This window comes from Streptomyces thermoalcalitolerans (assembly GCF_039525155.1).
Taxonomy (GTDB): Bacteria; Actinomycetota; Actinomycetes; order Streptomycetales; family Streptomycetaceae; genus Streptomyces; species Streptomyces thermovulgaris.
The window spans coordinates 1-16,113 of the sequence record NZ_BAAAHG010000021.1; the positions used below are offsets into that span (position 1 = coordinate 1).

General features: G+C 70.3%; 15 protein-coding genes. All 15 read left to right on the forward strand.

Features of this window, described 5'->3' with window-relative positions:
* The first annotated feature begins 583 nt into the window (after nucleotides 1-583).
* The 15 genes from thrB (at nucleotide 584) to ABD224_RS14525 (ending at nucleotide 16,049) form a co-directional block, all read left to right on the forward strand.
* The gene (gene thrB, locus ABD224_RS14455) at nucleotides 584-1,513 is read left to right on the forward strand and encodes a homoserine kinase (RefSeq protein WP_344049949.1); all 930 of its coding nucleotides are present in this window, start codon (nucleotides 584-586) and stop codon (nucleotides 1,511-1,513) included.
* Between the two features lie 417 nt (nucleotides 1,514-1,930).
* Nucleotides 1,931-3,940 carry a transcription termination factor Rho gene (rho, locus tag ABD224_RS14460; RefSeq protein ID WP_344049950.1) on the forward strand — a complete coding sequence of 670 codons (2,010 nt, stop codon included), beginning with the start codon at nucleotides 1,931-1,933 and terminating at the stop codon, nucleotides 3,938-3,940.
* 355 nt (nucleotides 3,941-4,295) lie between these two features.
* Complete coding sequence (locus ABD224_RS14465; RefSeq protein WP_344049951.1) at nucleotides 4,296-5,432, forward strand: LCP family protein; 1,137 nt, start codon at nucleotides 4,296-4,298, stop codon at nucleotides 5,430-5,432.
* Nucleotides 5,433-5,707: 275 nt separating this feature from the next.
* On the forward strand, nucleotides 5,708-5,938 hold the full coding sequence (gene rpmE, locus ABD224_RS14470; protein ID WP_067391298.1) for a 50S ribosomal protein L31: 231 nt from the start codon (nucleotides 5,708-5,710) through the stop codon (nucleotides 5,936-5,938).
* A 126-nt stretch (nucleotides 5,939-6,064) separates the two neighbouring features.
* Nucleotides 6,065-7,132 carry a peptide chain release factor 1 gene (gene prfA / locus ABD224_RS14475; protein WP_344049952.1) on the forward strand — a complete coding sequence of 356 codons (1,068 nt, stop codon included), beginning with the start codon at nucleotides 6,065-6,067 and terminating at the stop codon, nucleotides 7,130-7,132.
* Between the two features lie 146 nt (nucleotides 7,133-7,278).
* Nucleotides 7,279-8,118, forward strand: a complete 840-nt coding sequence (gene prmC / locus ABD224_RS14480; RefSeq protein ID WP_344050015.1) for a peptide chain release factor N(5)-glutamine methyltransferase — start codon at nucleotides 7,279-7,281, stop codon at nucleotides 8,116-8,118.
* A gap of 91 nt (nucleotides 8,119-8,209) precedes the next feature.
* Nucleotides 8,210-8,857 (forward strand): L-threonylcarbamoyladenylate synthase, encoded by a 648-nt coding sequence (locus ABD224_RS14485; protein WP_067391289.1) that lies wholly within the window; start codon nucleotides 8,210-8,212, stop codon nucleotides 8,855-8,857.
* A gap of 70 nt (nucleotides 8,858-8,927) precedes the next feature.
* Nucleotides 8,928-9,542, forward strand: coding sequence for an arsenate reductase/protein-tyrosine-phosphatase family protein (locus ABD224_RS14490; RefSeq protein WP_344049953.1), 615 nt, complete (start codon nucleotides 8,928-8,930; stop codon nucleotides 9,540-9,542).
* 162 nt (nucleotides 9,543-9,704) lie between these two features.
* The gene (locus tag ABD224_RS14495; protein WP_344049954.1) at nucleotides 9,705-10,961 is read left to right on the forward strand and encodes a serine hydroxymethyltransferase; all 1,257 of its coding nucleotides are present in this window, start codon (nucleotides 9,705-9,707) and stop codon (nucleotides 10,959-10,961) included.
* Nucleotides 10,962-11,109: 148 nt separating this feature from the next.
* Nucleotides 11,110-12,516, forward strand: coding sequence for an MraY family glycosyltransferase (locus ABD224_RS14500; protein WP_344049955.1), 1,407 nt, complete (start codon nucleotides 11,110-11,112; stop codon nucleotides 12,514-12,516).
* A gap of 329 nt (nucleotides 12,517-12,845) precedes the next feature.
* On the forward strand, nucleotides 12,846-13,283 hold the full coding sequence (locus ABD224_RS14505) for a Cg1360 family ATP-synthase-associated protein (RefSeq protein ID WP_344049956.1): 438 nt from the start codon (nucleotides 12,846-12,848) through the stop codon (nucleotides 13,281-13,283).
* A 225-nt stretch (nucleotides 13,284-13,508) separates the two neighbouring features.
* Nucleotides 13,509-14,330 (forward strand): F0F1 ATP synthase subunit A, encoded by an 822-nt coding sequence (gene atpB, locus ABD224_RS14510; RefSeq protein ID WP_344049957.1) that lies wholly within the window; start codon nucleotides 13,509-13,511, stop codon nucleotides 14,328-14,330.
* A 71-nt stretch (nucleotides 14,331-14,401) separates the two neighbouring features.
* Nucleotides 14,402-14,641, forward strand: coding sequence for an ATP synthase F0 subunit C (atpE, locus tag ABD224_RS14515; RefSeq protein WP_344049958.1), 240 nt, complete (start codon nucleotides 14,402-14,404; stop codon nucleotides 14,639-14,641).
* A gap of 44 nt (nucleotides 14,642-14,685) precedes the next feature.
* Nucleotides 14,686-15,231 (forward strand): F0F1 ATP synthase subunit B, encoded by a 546-nt coding sequence (locus ABD224_RS14520; protein WP_344049959.1) that lies wholly within the window; start codon nucleotides 14,686-14,688, stop codon nucleotides 15,229-15,231.
* Between the two features lie 2 nt (nucleotides 15,232-15,233).
* A complete protein-coding gene (locus tag ABD224_RS14525) occupies nucleotides 15,234-16,049 on the forward strand; it encodes a F0F1 ATP synthase subunit delta (RefSeq protein WP_344050016.1) in 816 nt (271 codons plus the stop codon).
* Nucleotides 16,050-16,113 lie beyond the last annotated feature (64 nt).

A 16,113-nucleotide genomic window follows, 5' to 3' on the forward strand; every position in this document is an offset into this window, starting at 1 on the left:
CGCGACGGACGCGCCCGCGTACGCCGTGCCGCCCCCCGCGGGCCGTGCGGCAGGTCCCGCGCGGTGGTGGCGGGCGGCGGTGCGCCCGCCCGGGCCCACGGAAGCACGAAAGGGTGTTTCATCCGGGTGGTCCTGTGTGTCGTGGATCGCGGTGATCGGTACGGGATGCGCGCAGGGCGTGACGCTGGGACGGGGAGTGCACCGATGCTCCAGGTGCTCTCACCCGAGCGGCGGTACCGTCCGGGCGGTGTCCCGCCGCGCACTCCGTCCGCCCGGGCGGCGGCCGGCCGCACCCGCGCAACCGCCCCGCTTCCTGCCGACTCCCTCTTCCGGCGCCCCTTCTGGGGACTCCCGGAGGAGGTGGGGGTGCACAAGGGGCTTGCGACACGCATCGTGCGCCTCCTGTGCGCCCTATGTCGCCACTGAACCTTCCTTCGATAGGCTGTAGGGAACCCGCCCGTCGCATATGCCGTGCACAGGGCGTGGCGCCGCGTCGTCCCCGCGGCCCGAGGGTTCTCGTCCTTATCGAAGGTCGATCGAGTCTCATTCGACCATCACGCAGCTCAAGGAGAGTCAACGAGCGATGGCCGGTCCCGCGTTCCGCGCCGCCGCCGTCCGGGTGCGCGTCCCCGCCACCAGCGCCAACCTCGGACCGGGCTTCGACGCCCTCGGCCTCGCGCTGGGGCTCTACGACGACATCGTGGTCCGGGTGGCCGACTCCGGGCTGCACATCGACATCGCCGGCGAGGGCAGCGAGACACTGCCGCGGAACGAGGACCACCTGCTCGTCCGCTCGCTGCGCGCCGCCTTCGACGCCCTCGGCGGACAGCCGCGCGGACTGGAGATCGTCTGCGCCAACCGCATCCCGCACGGCCGCGGTCTCGGTTCCTCCTCCGCCGCCATCTGCGCCGGCCTCGTCGCCGCCCGCGCCGTGACCATAGGCGCCGAGGCCAGGCTCGACGACACCGCGATGCTCGAGCTGGCCACCGAGCTCGAGGGCCACCCGGACAATGTGGCGGCCTGTCTGCTGGGCGGGTTCACCCTGTCCTGGATGGAGGACGGCGCCGCCCGGGCCATCAGGATGGAGCCGTCCGATTCCATCGTTCCGGTGGTTTTCGTGCCCACGAAACCGGTCCTCACCGAAACCGCCCGCAGCCTGCTCCCGCGCACCGTGCCGCACGTCGACGCCGCCGTCAACGCGGGCCGCGCCGCCCTGCTCGTCGAGGCCCTCACCCGCCGCCCCGAGCTGCTGTTCCCGGCCACCGAGGACCGTCTGCACCAGGAGTACCGCGCCCCGGCCATGCCGGAGAGCGCCGCTCTCGTGGAGCGGTTGCGGGCCGACGGCATCCCCGCGGTCATCTCCGGCGCGGGCCCCACCGTCATGGCGCTGGCCGACGAGGGAACCGCCGACAAGGTGGAGCATCTGGCGGGCGCGGACTGGGCAGCGAACCGACTGAGCCTCGATCTGCAGGGAGCCTGCGTACTGCCGCTCACCGTCGGCACGGAGAGTTGAAAGTCGGGGATTGCCGGATTTGGAGAGGGGGAATGTTTGTTGGATCCGGTAGTGTTAATCTCAAGTCAGCACCCGGCCCCACCATGGCGAGGTGCTTCGTGTCCCCGTCCGGGACAGAGATTCCTTCGGGAGCCCCCCAAACCGCACTGCGTGGTGTATGTCGCACCTGAACAGGACGCCGTACGCGCACACTGAGCGGTCCACCGGGCACGCTCCGGAATCGGCGCGACCACGCACGTGACACAGCGACATCCGGTGCCACGAACCGTCGAGGAAGCGCCAATCACCAGAAATTTCCTCCGCCGCTTTTGGCGGACCACCGCCCCGGCACGGTCCCCCCACAAGGGCCGAAGCCGGACAGCACAACCGGTCGCCGAGCCGAGACAGGCCGACGTCCGCTCCAGGGAAGGACGCTTCGTGAGCGACACCACCGATCTGATGGGCGCACGTGTCGAGGAGACCGCTGCCGCGCCCGCCACGGACGCCTCCGCGCCTGCAACAGGTACCGGCTCCCGGCGTCGCCGCGGTACCGGCCTTGAGGGCATGGTGCTGGCCGAGCTGCAGCAGGTCGCCTCCAGCCTCGGCATCAGGGGCACCGCGCGCATGCGCAAGAGCCAGCTGATCGAGGTCATCAAGGAGGCGCAGGCGGCAGGGGGCGCTCCCGCCGCGAAGACCGCTCCTGCCGCGGGTGACGCCACGGGGAGCAAGCCGAAGCGCCGCGCCACCTCCCGGGCCCGTACGGGCGAGGGGGCCGCACCCGCGGAGAAGGCGGCCGAGTCCTCCGCCGACAAGGCCGAGAAGGCCGACAAGGCCGACCGGGCCGGGAAGACCGACAAGGCCGAGAAGGCCGTGGCCCAGCAGCAGATCGAGATCCCCGGCCAGCCGGCCAGCGAGGACGCTTCCGCCGAGCGTCACCGCCGCGCCACCGCCGAGGCGGGCGCTCCGGTGAACAGCGCCGAGACGGCCGCCGCCGAGCCGAGGACCGAGACCTCCGCACAGCCGCAGCAGCAGGACCAGCAGCAGGCCCAGGGCCAGCAGCAGGGCGAGGCGGCCAAGAGCGACGCCGGTGAGGGCGGCGAGGGCCGCCGCCGCGACCGCCGAGGCCGGGACCGCCGCGGCAAGGGCGACGACCAGCAGAACCAGAACGGTCAGCAGCGCCAGCAGCAGAACCAGCAGCAGAACGACGACGAGTACGAGGGCGGCCGCCGGGGACGCCGGGGCCGCTACCGCGACCGCCGGGGACGCCGGGGCCGCGACGACCTCTCCGAGCCGCAGATCGCCGAGGACGACGTCCTGATCCCGGTCGCGGGCATCCTGGACATCCTCGACAACTACGCCTTCATCCGCACGTCCGGCTACCTGCCCGGCCCCAACGACGTGTACGTCTCCCTCGCCCAGGTCCGCAAGAACGGCCTGCGCAAGGGCGACCACATCACCGGTGCGGTCCGCCAGCCGAAGGAAGGCGAGCGGCGCGAGAAGTTCAACGCGCTGGTCCGCCTGGACTCCGTCAACGGCATGGCGCCCGAACACGGGCGCGGACGCCCCGAGTTCAACAAGCTGACGCCGCTGTACCCGCAGGAGCGGCTCCGTCTGGAGACCGACCCGGGCATCCTGACCACCCGCATCATCGACCTGGTCTCGCCGATCGGAAAGGGCCAGCGCGGTCTGATCGTGGCCCCGCCGAAGACCGGCAAGACCATGATCATGCAGGCGGTCGCCAACGCGATCACGCACAACAACCCCGAGTGCCACCTGATGGTCGTCCTCGTCGACGAGCGTCCGGAAGAGGTCACCGACATGCAGCGGTCGGTCAAGGGCGAGGTCATCTCCTCGACCTTCGACCGTCCGGCCGAGGACCACACCATGGTCGCCGAGCTCGCCATCGAGCGCGCCAAGCGCCTGGTGGAGCTGGGCCACGACGTGGTCGTCCTGCTGGACTCCATCACCCGTCTGGGCCGTGCCTACAACCTCGCCGCCCCGGCCTCCGGCCGCATCCTGTCCGGTGGTGTGGACTCCACGGCCCTGTACCCGCCGAAGCGCTTCTTCGGTGCGGCCCGCAACATCGAGGACGGCGGTTCGCTGACCATCCTCGCCACCGCCCTGGTGGACACCGGGTCCCGCATGGACGAGGTGATCTTCGAGGAGTTCAAGGGCACCGGCAACATGGAGCTCAAGCTCGACCGGAAGCTCGCCGACAAGCGGATCTTCCCGGCGGTCGACGTCGACGCGTCCGGTACGCGCAAGGAGGAGATCCTGCTCGGTGCGGAGGAGCTCAACATCGTCTGGAAGCTGCGGCGGGTGCTGCACGCGCTCGACCAGCAGCAGGCGATCGAGCTGCTCCTCGACAAGATGAAGCAGACCAAGTCGAACGTCGAGTTCCTGATGCAGATCCAGAAGACCACCCCGACGCCCGGGAACGGGGACTAGGCACCCCGCCGGGAAAGCCGGGAAGCCGGGGAACCACCGTGGCCCGCGGGCCACGGGCGGTTCACGGCCGGTCGCACGGTTCCTGCGCCCCACGCGGCGCACCGAGGCCGCTCTCATGCCGCTCCTGCCGGCACGGGAGCGGCCTTTTGCCGTGCACGAGACCGTGCACAAGACCGCCGCCTGTCGCGCACGAGACCGTCGCCGCAAGCGTTGTGCGGTCTTTTTCCGGTTTTCACCCTCTGAGGGGAAGAGTGACGATGGTCGGGTACGGCTCGTCGACCGGGTCCGGTCCCGAGACCCCCGAGCACATGGAGCAGACGTCCGGATACGAGACCTCACCAGGCCCGAGGAGCGCATGTCCGCCGAGAGCACGCCGGACCCCGGCATACCGGAGGAGACCGGCAGCACGAGTCCCCGCCGCCGTGCCAGGGGCCGCCGCAGACCCCTCGGCCGGCGGCGCAGGGCCCTGACGGTCATGGCCTGGACCGCCGCGGGGATCGTCCTGCTCGGCGGCACCGGCGTCGGCTGTCTCTACCTCAAGCTCAACGGCAATCTGGCGACGATCGACATCGACCGGCTCCTCGGCTCCGACCGGCCCACCAGGACCGACAACGGCTCCCAGCACATCCTCGTCCTCGGCTCCGACAGCCGGTCCGGCGGCAACGGGAGGCTGGGCGGCGGCACCGACACCGGCAGCGCCCGCTCCGACACGGCGATGATCGTGCACGTGTACGAGGGCCGCAGGAAGGCGAGCGTCGTCTCCATCCCGCGCGACACCCTCGTCGACCGTCCCGAGTGCACCGACGCCGACGGCGGCACGCATCCCGCGGCCCGTGGTGTGATGTTCAACGAGTCGTACTCCACCGGCGGCGCAGCCTGCGCGGTGAAGACCGTCGAGTCGATGACCGGCATCCGCATGGACCACTATCTGGAGGTCGACTTCGAAGGCTTCCGGCGGCTCGTCGACGAACTCGGCGGCGTCCCGGTCACCACGACGAAGGACATCGACGACCCGAGGAGCCATCTTCACCTCGAGGCCGGCACGCACACCCTCGACGGACGGCAGGCCCTCGGCCTGGTCCGCACCCGGCACGGCGTCGGCGACGGCTCCGACCTCGGCCGCATCCAGCTTCAGCAGGCCTTCCTCAAAGCGCTGGTCGACCGGGTCGGGCGGACCGGCCTCCTCACCCGCCCGGAGAAGCTCTACCGCCTCGCCGACACCGCCACCAAGTCCCTCACCACCGACTCCGGCCTGGGCTCGGTCGACGCCCTGATCTCCTTCGCCGCCGGCCTCAAGGACATCGACTCCTCCGACATGACCATGATCACCCTGCCGGTCCGGTACGACCGGGCGGACCGGAACCGGGTCGTGGTCGAGGAGGCCAAGGCCACACAGGTCTGGGAGGCCCTGAGGAACGACCGGCCGATCCCGAAGGCGGCCACCGAGGGAACGGCCACCGGTGAGGCCAGGGGAGTGGTGGGCACCCCGTGAGAAGTACGGGACCGCGCCGGCACACGGCTCGCCTCCCCCAGGACTCACCTCCCAGGACTCACCCCCCAAGAGGGGCCCGCACGAGGGCGCACGGGCCCGTGGAGCCCCCGCGGGGAAAGCGCGGGAAACCCGGGAGAACGCGGGGAACAAAACGACCCCACCCCCCGGTTTGGGGAGATGGCCCCAGTCCTGGCAGACTGGACCGTCGGCTCCGGTTCACGCACCGCATCCCGCGGCTGCGACCCGGCGCCCTCCCGGAACCGTAGGAGACACCCTTGAAGCGCGACATTCACCCCGCGTACGTCGAGACGCAGGTCAGCTGCACCTGCGGCGCGTCGTTCACGACCCGCAGCACGATCGAGTCCGGCACCATCCGGGCCGAGGTCTGCTCCGAGTGCCACCCGTTCTACACGGGCAAGCAGAAGATCCTCGACACCGGTGGCCGTGTGGCCCGCTTCGAGGCCCGCTTCGGCAAGAAGGCCGCCGCCGGCTCCAAGAAGAAGTAGCGAGCCCCTTTCCGCCGGTCCATGGCAGTGCCCCGCCCGGGGCGCGCCGGGACCGGCGTTTTTGATCGCTCGCCTCCCCCTTCCCCGCAGCACCCGCAGCACAGCAGGCAACACAGGAGCCGAAAGATGTTCGAGGCCGTCGAGGAACTCGTCGCTGAGCACGCCGAGCTGGAGAAGAAGCTCGCCGACCCGTCGGTCCACGCCGACCAGGCGGGCGCGCGCAAGCTCAACAAGCGCTACGCCGAGCTCACCCCGATCATCACCACGTACCGCTCCTGGAAGCAGCTCGGTGACGACATCGACACCGCGCGCGAACTGGCCGCCGACGACCCGGACTTCGCAGCCGAGCTCAAGGACCTGGAGCGGCAGCGCGAGGAGCTGACCGACAAGCTGCGCCTTCTGCTCATCCCGCGCGACCCCAGCGACGACAAGGACGTCATCCTCGAGATCAAGGCCGGTGCCGGCGGCGACGAGTCGGCGCTCTTCGCCGGCGACCTGCTGCGCATGTATCTGCGCTACGCCGAGCGGGTCGGCTGGAAGACCGAGATCATCGACGCCACCGAGTCCGAGCTGGGCGGCTACAAGGACGTCCAGGTCGCGGTGAAGTCCCGCGGGCCGGTCGAGCCCGGCCAGGGCGTGTGGGCCCGGCTGAAGTACGAGGGCGGGGTGCACCGCGTGCAGCGGGTGCCGGCCACCGAGTCCCAGGGCCGTATCCACACCTCCGCCGCCGGTGTGCTGGTCACCCCGGAGGCCGAGGAGGTCGACATCGAGATCAACCCGAACGATCTGCGCATCGACGTCTACCGGTCCTCGGGCCCGGGCGGGCAGTCCGTCAACACCACCGACTCCGCCGTGCGCATCACGCACATCCCGACCGGGGTCGTCGCCTCCTGCCAGAACGAGAAGAGCCAGCTGCAGAACAAGGAGCAGGCCATGCGCATCCTGCGCTCCAGGCTGCTGGCCATGGCGCAGGAGGAAGCGGAGCGGGAGGCCGCCGACGCCCGCCGCAGCCAGGTCCGCACCGTCGACCGCTCCGAGAAGATCCGCACCTACAACTTCCCGGAGAACCGCATCTCGGACCACCGCATCGGCTTCAAGGCCTACAACCTGGACCAGGTCCTGGACGGCGACCTGGACGCGGTCATCCAGGCCTGCATCGACGCGGACACGGCCGCCAAGCTCGCGGCCGCCTGAGGCGCACCGGGCGCCTCGCACGGCACAGCGCACACCGCACCGAGCCCGGCGCACAGCACACAGGACACAGACACAGGACGACGCAGGAGCACCGGAGGACCAGCGTGCAGCAAGGAATCGGGGGGCGGCCCCCCAGCCCCCGCAGCGTGCTGCTCGCCGAGGTGGCCCAGGCCACGCAGCGGCTGGCCGACGCCGGCGTGGACTCGCCGCGCGCCGACGCGGAAGAGCTCGCCGCGTTCGTGCACGGCGTCAAACGGGGCGAGCTGCACTCCGTGAAGGACGCCGACTTCGACGCCCGGTACTGGGAGGTCATCGCCCGCCGCGAGCAGCGCGAGCCGCTGCAGCACATCACCGGACGGGCCTACTTCCGCTACCTGGAGCTCCAGGTCGGCCCCGGCGTCTTCGTGCCCCGTCCCGAGACCGAGTCCGTGGTCGGCTGGGCGATAGACGCCGTCCGCGCCATGGACGTCGTCGAGCCGTGCATCGTCGACCTGTGCACCGGTTCGGGCGCCATCGCGCTCGCCCTCGCCCAGGAGGTGCCGCGCTCCCGCGTGTACGCCGTGGAGCTGAGCGAGGACGCGATGAAATGGGCCCGCAAGAACGTCGAGGGCACCAGGGTCGAGCTGCGCCAGGGGGACGCCCTGACCGCGTTCCCCGACCTGGACGGCCAGGTCGACCTCGTCATCTCCAACCCGCCGTACATCCCGTTGAGCGAGTGGGAGAACATCGCTCCCGAGGTCCGCGACTACGACCCGGAGATGGCCCTGTTCTCCGGGGAGGACGGCCTCGACCTGATCCGCGGGCTCGAACGCACCGCGTACCGGCTGCTGCGGCCCGGCGGGGTCGTCGTCATCGAGCACGCCGACACCCAGGGCGGTCAGGTGCCGTGGATCTTCTCCGAGGAGCGGGGCTGGGCCGACGCGGCCGACCACCCCGACCTCAACAACCGGCCGAGGTTCGCCACCGCCCGCAAGGCACTGCCATGACGTCCGTGCGGCCGATCCCCAGCACTTCGATCCAGCAGTACGTGTACATCCAGCAGCACGTGTACGACGTGTACAAGGAGGCCCGCTGACCATGGCACGGCGATACGACACCAACGACGCCACCGACCGCGCGACGGGCCTGCGCGAAGCCGCGTCGGCCGTCCGCCGGGGCGAGCTCGTGGTCCTGCCCACGGACACCGTCTACGGCCTCGGAGCCGACGCCTTCTCCGCCGAGGCCGTGGCCGATCTGCTCGCGGCCAAGGGCCGGGGGCGCACCATGCCCACCCCTGTCCTCATCGGCTCCCCGAACACCCTGCACGGGCTGGTCACGGACTTCTCCGAGAAGGCCTGGGAGCTCGTGGACGCCTTCTGGCCGGGCGCGCTGACCCTGGTCGCCCGGCACCAGCCGTCCCTGCAGTGGGACCTGGGGGACACCCGGGGCACGGTCGCCGTGCGGATGCCGCTGCACCCGGTCGCCCTCGAACTGCTCACCGAGGTCGGTCCGATGGCCGTCTCCTCGGCGAACCTGACCGGCCACCCCGCGCCGGAGAACTGCGACGCCGCGCAGGAGATGCTCGGCGACTCCGTCTCCGTCTACCTCGACGGCGGCCCGACCCCCGGCAATGTGCCGTCCTCCATCGTCGACGTCACCGGCCGGGTGCCCGTGCTGCTGCGCGAGGGCGCCCTGTCCCCGGAGGAGCTGCGGAAGGTCGTACCCGACCTCGAGGTGGCGAATTGACGGCGCTCGCATCCCCCGGGATCCCCGGGGCCTTCGCGCTCCCGGCCGTGTGCGAGCAGGGGGGACCCTCATGCCCGGCATAGGCGACACCTTCCGCATCCTCCACGTCAGCACCGGCAATGTGTGCCGCTCGCCCATCACCGAGCGGCTCACCCGGCACTTTCTGGCGGACCGGCTCGGGGACGCGGACGGCAGCGGGCTGATCGTGGAGAGCGCAGGCACCTGGGGCCACGAGGGTGCGCCGATGGAGGCCAACGCGGAGGCGGTACTGGCCGACTTCGGCGCGGACGCCTCCGGCTTCGTGGGCCGGGAACTGCTGGACGAGCACGTGATCATGGCCGATCTCGTGCTGACCGCCACACGCGACCACCGTGCCCAGGTCATCTCCATGGGCCACTCGGCGGGCCTGCGCACCTTCACCCTGAAGGAGTTCACCCGTCTGGTGCGGGCGATAGACCCGGCCACGCTCCCTCCCCTGGAGGACGGCGTGGTCGAACGCGCCCGCGCCCTGGTCCGTGCCGCCGCCGCTCTACGCGGGTGGCTCCTGGCCCCCACGGCCGAGGCGGACGAGGTCCACGACCCCTACGGCGCCCCCCTGCCCTTCTTCCGCTCGATCGGCGACGAGATACACCAGGCCCTGGACCCGGTGGTGACGGCGCTGACGGGGGTGGCCGCGCGGACCTGACGGGAGCTGCGATCCCGGCGGCGCCGGGGCGGCGCCCGAGGCGCGCACGGGCTCCACGGGACCGGGGCGCACGGCGTACCCGGGACGGCGCAAGGGCCGCGCGGGGCGGCGGGGGCGGGCCTACATTGGTCGTACGTCACCGTCGACCGTCCGGAGCGCGTCATGTCGGTCATCCCCGTCCTCGAGGCCGATGTCCTGCGGCGACAGGACCCCGAACTGGCCGACATCCTGTCGGGGGAGCTGGAGAGGCAGTCGACGACCCTGCAGCTGAACGCCGCCGAGAACTTCACCTCACCGGCGGTGCTGGCCGCGCTCGGCTCGGCGCTGGCGAACAAGTACGCCGAGGGCTACCCGGACGCCCGGCACCACGGCGGCTGCGAGATGGCCGACGCCGCCGAGCGGCTGGCCGTCGAGCGGGCCAAGGACCTGTTCGGCGCCGAGCACGCCAATGTCCAGCCCCACTCGGGCTCCTCGGCGGTCCTGGCCGCCTACGCGGCGCTGCTGCGCCCCGGCGACACCGTGCTCGCCCTCGGCCTGCCGTACGGCGGCCACCTCACCCATGGCTCGCCCGCGAACTTCTCCGGCCGCTGGTTCGACTTCGTCGGCTACGGCGTCGACGCCGAGACCGGGCTCATCGACCACCTCCAGGTGCGCGCTCTCGCCCGTGCGCACCGGCCCAAGGCGATCGTGTGCGGGTCGATCGCCTATCCCCGCCACATCGACTACGCCTTCTTCCGCGCGGTGGCCGACGAGGTGGGCGCCTATCTGATCGCCGACGCCGCCCATCCCATGGGCCTGGTGGCCGGGGGAGCGGCGCCCAGCCCCGTGCCGTACGCCGACGTGGTGTGCGCCACCACCCACAAGGTGCTGCGCGGCCCGCGCGGCGGCATGATCCTGTGCGGCGGCGACCTCGCCCGGCGCATCGACCGCGCCGTCTTCCCGTTCACCCAGGGCGGTGCGCAGATGCACACCATCGCCGCGAAGGCCGTCGCGTTCGCCGAGGCCGCGACCCCGGCTTTCGCCGCCTACGCCCACCAGGTGGTCGTCAATGCGCGGGTGCTCGCGGCCCGGCTGGCCGACGAGGGCCTGGACGTCGTCACAGGCGGCACCGACACCCACCTGATCACCGCCGACCCGGCGCCGCTCGGCGTCGAGGGGCGTGCCGCGCGCGGGCGGCTGGCCGCCGCCGGGATCGTCCTGGACTGCTGCGCCCTGCCGCACGCCGGCGCCCGGGGGCTGCGGCTGGGCACCGCCGCGGTGACCACCCAGGGCATGGGCCAGGGCGAGATGGAGCGGATCGCCGTCCTGCTCGGCAAGGTGCTGCGCGGCGAGCTCGACGGGGCGGAGGCGAGGGAGGAGGTGCGGGAACTCACCGGTGGATTTCCGCCGTACCCCCGTGTCCCGGCCGCGCCGGGATAGGTGAGGCGGCCGGACGACCGTACGAGGCCTCGCACGGCCCCGCACGGCCGTGCGTGCAACCATCGACGCTACCCGGAAGTCCCCATGCATACACCCGCGTCGCTAGGGTGTGGGGCTGAGATGGCCAGCGAGACCTGTGGGGAAGCCTGTGCGTGAATACCTGCTGACGCTCTGCATCACGGCCGCGGTGACGTACCTGCTGACAGGGCCGGTGCGCAAGTTCGCGATCGTGGCGGGGGCGATGCCGGAGATCCGGGCGCGTGATGTGCACCGGGAGCCCACTCCCCGGCTCGGCGGGATCGCGATGTTCTTCGGCCTGTGCGCGGGGCTGCTGGTCGCCGGCCATCTCACCAACCTCAGCGAGGTCTTCGACCGGTCGAACGAGCCGCGCGCGCTGCTCTCCGGAGCCGCCCTGATCTGGCTGATCGGTGTCCTCGACGACAAGTTCGAGATCGACGCCCTGATCAAGCTGGGCGGCCAGATGATCGCCGCCGGTGTGATGGTCATGCAGGGTCTGACGATCCTGTGGCTGCCCGTCCCGGGCGTGGGCACGGTCGCGCTGACCCAGTGGCAGGGCACCCTGCTCACCGTGGCACTGGTGGTCATCACGATCAACGCGGTCAACTTCGTCGACGGCCTGGACGGGCTGGCCGCCGGCATGGTGTGCATCGCCGCCGCCGCGTTCTTCATGTACGCGTACCGGATCTGGTACTCGTACGGCATCGAGGCCGCCGCCCCCGCCACGCTCTTCGCCGCCGTCCTGATGGGCATGTGCCTGGGCTTTCTGCCGCACAACATGCATCCCGCGCGGATCTTCATGGGGGACTCGGGGTCCATGCTGATCGGCCTGGTCCTGGCCGCGGGCGCGATCTCGGTGACCGGGCAGGTCGACCCGGACCTGATGAACCTGTTCACCGGCTCCGAGCGCAGCTCCGTCCACCAGATGGTGCCGGTCTACATCCCGCTGCTGATGCCGCTGACCATCATCGCGATCCCGGCCGCCGACCTGATCCTCGCCATCGTGCGGCGCACCTGGCGCGGACAGTCGCCGTTCGCCGCCGACCGCGGCCATTTGCACCACCGTCTGCTGGAGATCGGCCACTCGCACAGCCGGGCGGTGCTGATCATGTACTTCTGGTCGGCGCTGATCGCCTTCGGGACGCTGGCCTACTCGGTCAACTCCGCCTCCATGTGGATCGTGCTCGGCGTCGCCCTGCTCAGTTTCGTCGGGCTGGTGCTGCTCCTGCTGCCGCGCTTCACACCGCGTGCGCCGCGCTGGATGGAGTCCTTCGTCCCGCCGCGCTACCGGCGCAAGCGCCCGGCCTCGGCGCCGCGTGCCTCGGCGCCGCGTGCCTCGGCGCCGCGTGCCTCGGCGCCGGCGGCCCCGACGTCCACGGCCGCCCAGCCGGCGGCCTCGAAGCCCCTTGTCACGGCCGATGCCCGGGGGACCTCGGGCGAACGGGTCGGGGCCGGTGTGACCGGAGCCAACGGAGCGACCGCGCTGAGTGCCCGCTCGCGCCTGCTGGAAGGACACAAAGCGGAAACATCGCGTTGACGGCCAGGGAAGGAAATCCGGTCAGGGCGTTGCCCTCGCAGGGTTGCGGACGTTGATGAAATGTGGACAAAGTGAGACGCACTGATGCGCGTTCTGCACGTGCGCGCAGCACCGGCCTCATGTGTGAGGGTGAGCACATCGAGAGGGTAAAGACCTCATCAAATAGTTTGTGATACCGTTCACGAGAACCCCCGGACAGAGTCGAAGGACCCGAGTGCGACGGTCCTTTGAGACCTGGTGCTGTGAGACCGAGGTCCCTTCTCTCTCGACGCCGGGACTACGCTCGTCCACGACGACACCCTGCCCCTGTGATCTGCGGAGTTGCCGCCATGCCGTCCAGTGACGTCCGGAACCTGGTGCCGATCGCCGCTCCCGCGGCTGCCGTCGGCGCCGTCGCGGTCGCCGTCGGCGGCGTGGTGGCCGGCGGCAAGGGAGCGATCGGTGCGGCTGTCGGCACAGGGCTGACCATCCTTTTCATGGGCCTCGGCGTCTATGTCCTGCAGTGGACGGCGAGGACGCTCCCGCAGATCTTCCAGGCCATGGGCCTCATGCTCTACGCCGCCCAACTCCTCCTGCTCACGATCTTCTTGGCCCTCTTCAGGGGGACCACCCTCTTCGACGCCAAGACGTTCGCGTTCTCGCTCGTCATCACGACGGTCGTATGGGTGGCCGCACAGGCACGAGCGCACATGAGGGCCAAGATCTTCTATATCGATCCGGATTCCGGGAAGAGCGGGAAGCCGGAGAAGACGGGAACTTCGCCGTGAGAGGTAGGCCCGGGATAAAGGCGTGCGAGAACTCCTGCTATCGTCCGGTGCCAACTGCGGCATCGCGGGCGCGGGCATCCGGGCCTGTGCCCGCTGGATCGCGAGGCTCGATACCCCCCAGCCGCCCCCACATCCGTAAAACCAGTCCGGTGCCGACCCGCGGCTGTGTGCCGCGCCGACACAACGAGGTTGCCCTACCCATGCGCCACGCTGAAGGAGCCCGCGGTGAGTGCTGACCCGACGCAGGTGCTCGCCTTCGAGACCGACTGCCACATCTTCGAGGGCTGTGGCTTTCCGGCTCCCGGCCTGCACTCGTTCCTGTTCGAGCCTCTCTGGGGCGACGCGGACAGCAACCTGTACTTCAACAAGACGATGCTGCTGGCCCTGCTCGGCTCGATCATCGTCGTCGGCTTTTTCTGGGCTGCCTTCCGCAAGCCGAAGGTCGTCCCCGGCAAGCTCCAGATGATCGCCGAGGCCGGCTACGACTTCGTGCGCCGCGGGATCGTCTACGAGACCATCGGCAAGCGCGAGGGCGAGAAGTACGTGCCCCTCATGGTCTCGCTGTTCTTCTTCATCTGGATGATGAACCTCTGGTCCATCGTCCCGGTCGCCCAGTTCCCGGTGACCTCGATCATCGCGTACCCGGCCGTGCTCGCGCTGATCGTGTGGCTGACCTGGATCATTCTGACCTTCAAGCGCCACGGGTTCGTCGGCTTCTTCAAGAACGTCACGGGTTACGACCCGTCGATCGGCCCCGTGCTGCCGCTGTCGATGACCATCGAGTTCTTCTCGAACCTCCTGATCCGGCCCTTCACGCACGCGGTACGACTTTTCGCGAACATGTTCGCGGGCCACACCCTGCTGCTGCTCTTCACGATCGCCAGCTGGTACCTGCTGAACGGCATCGGCATCGCCTACGCCAGTGTCTCGTTCCTGATGGTCCTCCTGATGACGCTCTTCGAGCTCTTCATCCAGGCGATCCAGGCGTACGTCTTCGTCCTCCTGGCCTGCAGCTACGTTCAGGGCGCGCTCGCCGAGCACCACTGAGCACCCCCTCGGTCCCCGAAATCGTCCGGTGGCCAACCCCCACCGGTCCACCAAGAAAAGGAAGAACCGGCATGTCCCAGACCCTTGCTGCTGCTGCCACTGTTACCGGCTCGCTCGGCTCCATCGGTTACGGTCTCGCCGCCATCGGCCCCGGTGTGGGCATCGGCATCATCTTCGGCAACGGCACTCAGGCTCTGGCCCGTCAGCCCGAGGCCGCCGGTCTGATCCGCGCCAACCAGATCCTCGGTTTCGCCTTCTGTGAGGCGCTGGCCCTCATCGGCCTGGTCATGCCGTTCGTCTACGGCGTCTGATCGTCTGATCTGCGACCAGCCCATTCGACGAAAGGCACTCTGATATGAGCCCACTGCTCACTATCGCGGCCGAGGAGATGGAGAATCCCCTCATCCCGCCGATTCCCGAGCTCGTCATCGGCCTGCTCGCCTTCGTCATCGTCTTCGGTGTTCTCGCCAAGAAGCTCCTCCCGAACATCAACAAGGTTCTGGAGGAGCGCCGCGAGGCGATCGAGGGCGGGATCGAGAAGGCCGAGGCCGCCCAGAACGAGGCCCAGAGCGTGCTCGAGCAGTACAAGGCTCAGCTCGCTGAGGCCCGGCACGAGGCCGCGCGCCTGCGTCAGGAGGCACAGGAGCAGGGTGCCGCGCTCATCGCCGAGATGCGCGCGGAGGGCCAGCGGCAGCGTGAGGAGATCATCGCCGCCGGTCACGCCCAGATCGAGGCCGACCGCAAGGCCGCCGCGGCGGCGCTGCGCCAGGACATCGGCAGGCTCGCCACCGAACTGGCCAGCAAGCTCGTCGGCGAGTCCCTTGAGGACCACGCCCGGCAGAGCCGTGTGATCGACCGCTTCCTCGACGAACTCGAGGAGAAGGCAGAGGCCGCTCGATGACCATGCACGGAGCGAGCCGCGAGGCTCTGACCGCTGCACGTGAGCGTCTTGACGCGCTGACGGACTCCACAGCCGTGGACGCCGCGGGGCTCGCGGAGGAACTGGCGTCCGTCACCGCGCTGCTCCACCGCGAGGCCGGCCTGCGTCGGGCCCTCACCGACCCGGCGCAGCCCGGCGAGGCCAAGGCCACGCTGGTGCACCGCCTGCTGGGCGGCCAGATCAGCGGCACGACCGAGGATCTGGTCTCCGGCATGGTGCGCTCCCGCTGGTCGCAGCCCCGCGACCTGGTGGACGCGCTGGAGGAGCTGGCGAACGTCGCCGACCTCACCGCGGCGGAGCGGGCCGGTGCGCTCGACAGCGTCGAGGACGAACTGTTCCGCTTCGGACGGATCGTCTCCTCGAGCACCGAGCTGCGTGCGGCCCTGACCGACCGGGCCGCCACCGCGTCGGCCAAGACCGAGTTGCTGAACCGGCTGCTCGGCGGCCGGGCCAATGCGACCACGGTGCGTCTGGTGACGCGCCTTGTGACCGCGCCGCGGGGACGTAGCCTTGAAGCGGGACTCGAGTCCCTCGGCCGGCTCGCCGCCGACCGCCGCAACCGCATGGTCGCCGTCGTCACCTCGGCGGTCCCGCTGAGCGACCGGCAGAAGCAGCGCCTCGGCGCCGCCCTCGCCAAGCTCTACGGCCGCCAGATGCATCTGAACCTCGACGTGGACCCCGAAGTCATCGGAGGGATCCGGGTGCAGGTCGGCGACGAGATCATCAACGGCTCCCTCGCGGACCGGCTCGAAGACGCCGCCCGTCGCCTGGCGAGCTAGCAGCAACTCAACACAAGACGTACACGACGGCCCTGGTTGGGCCGTGCAGAGGATTCACCTCTTA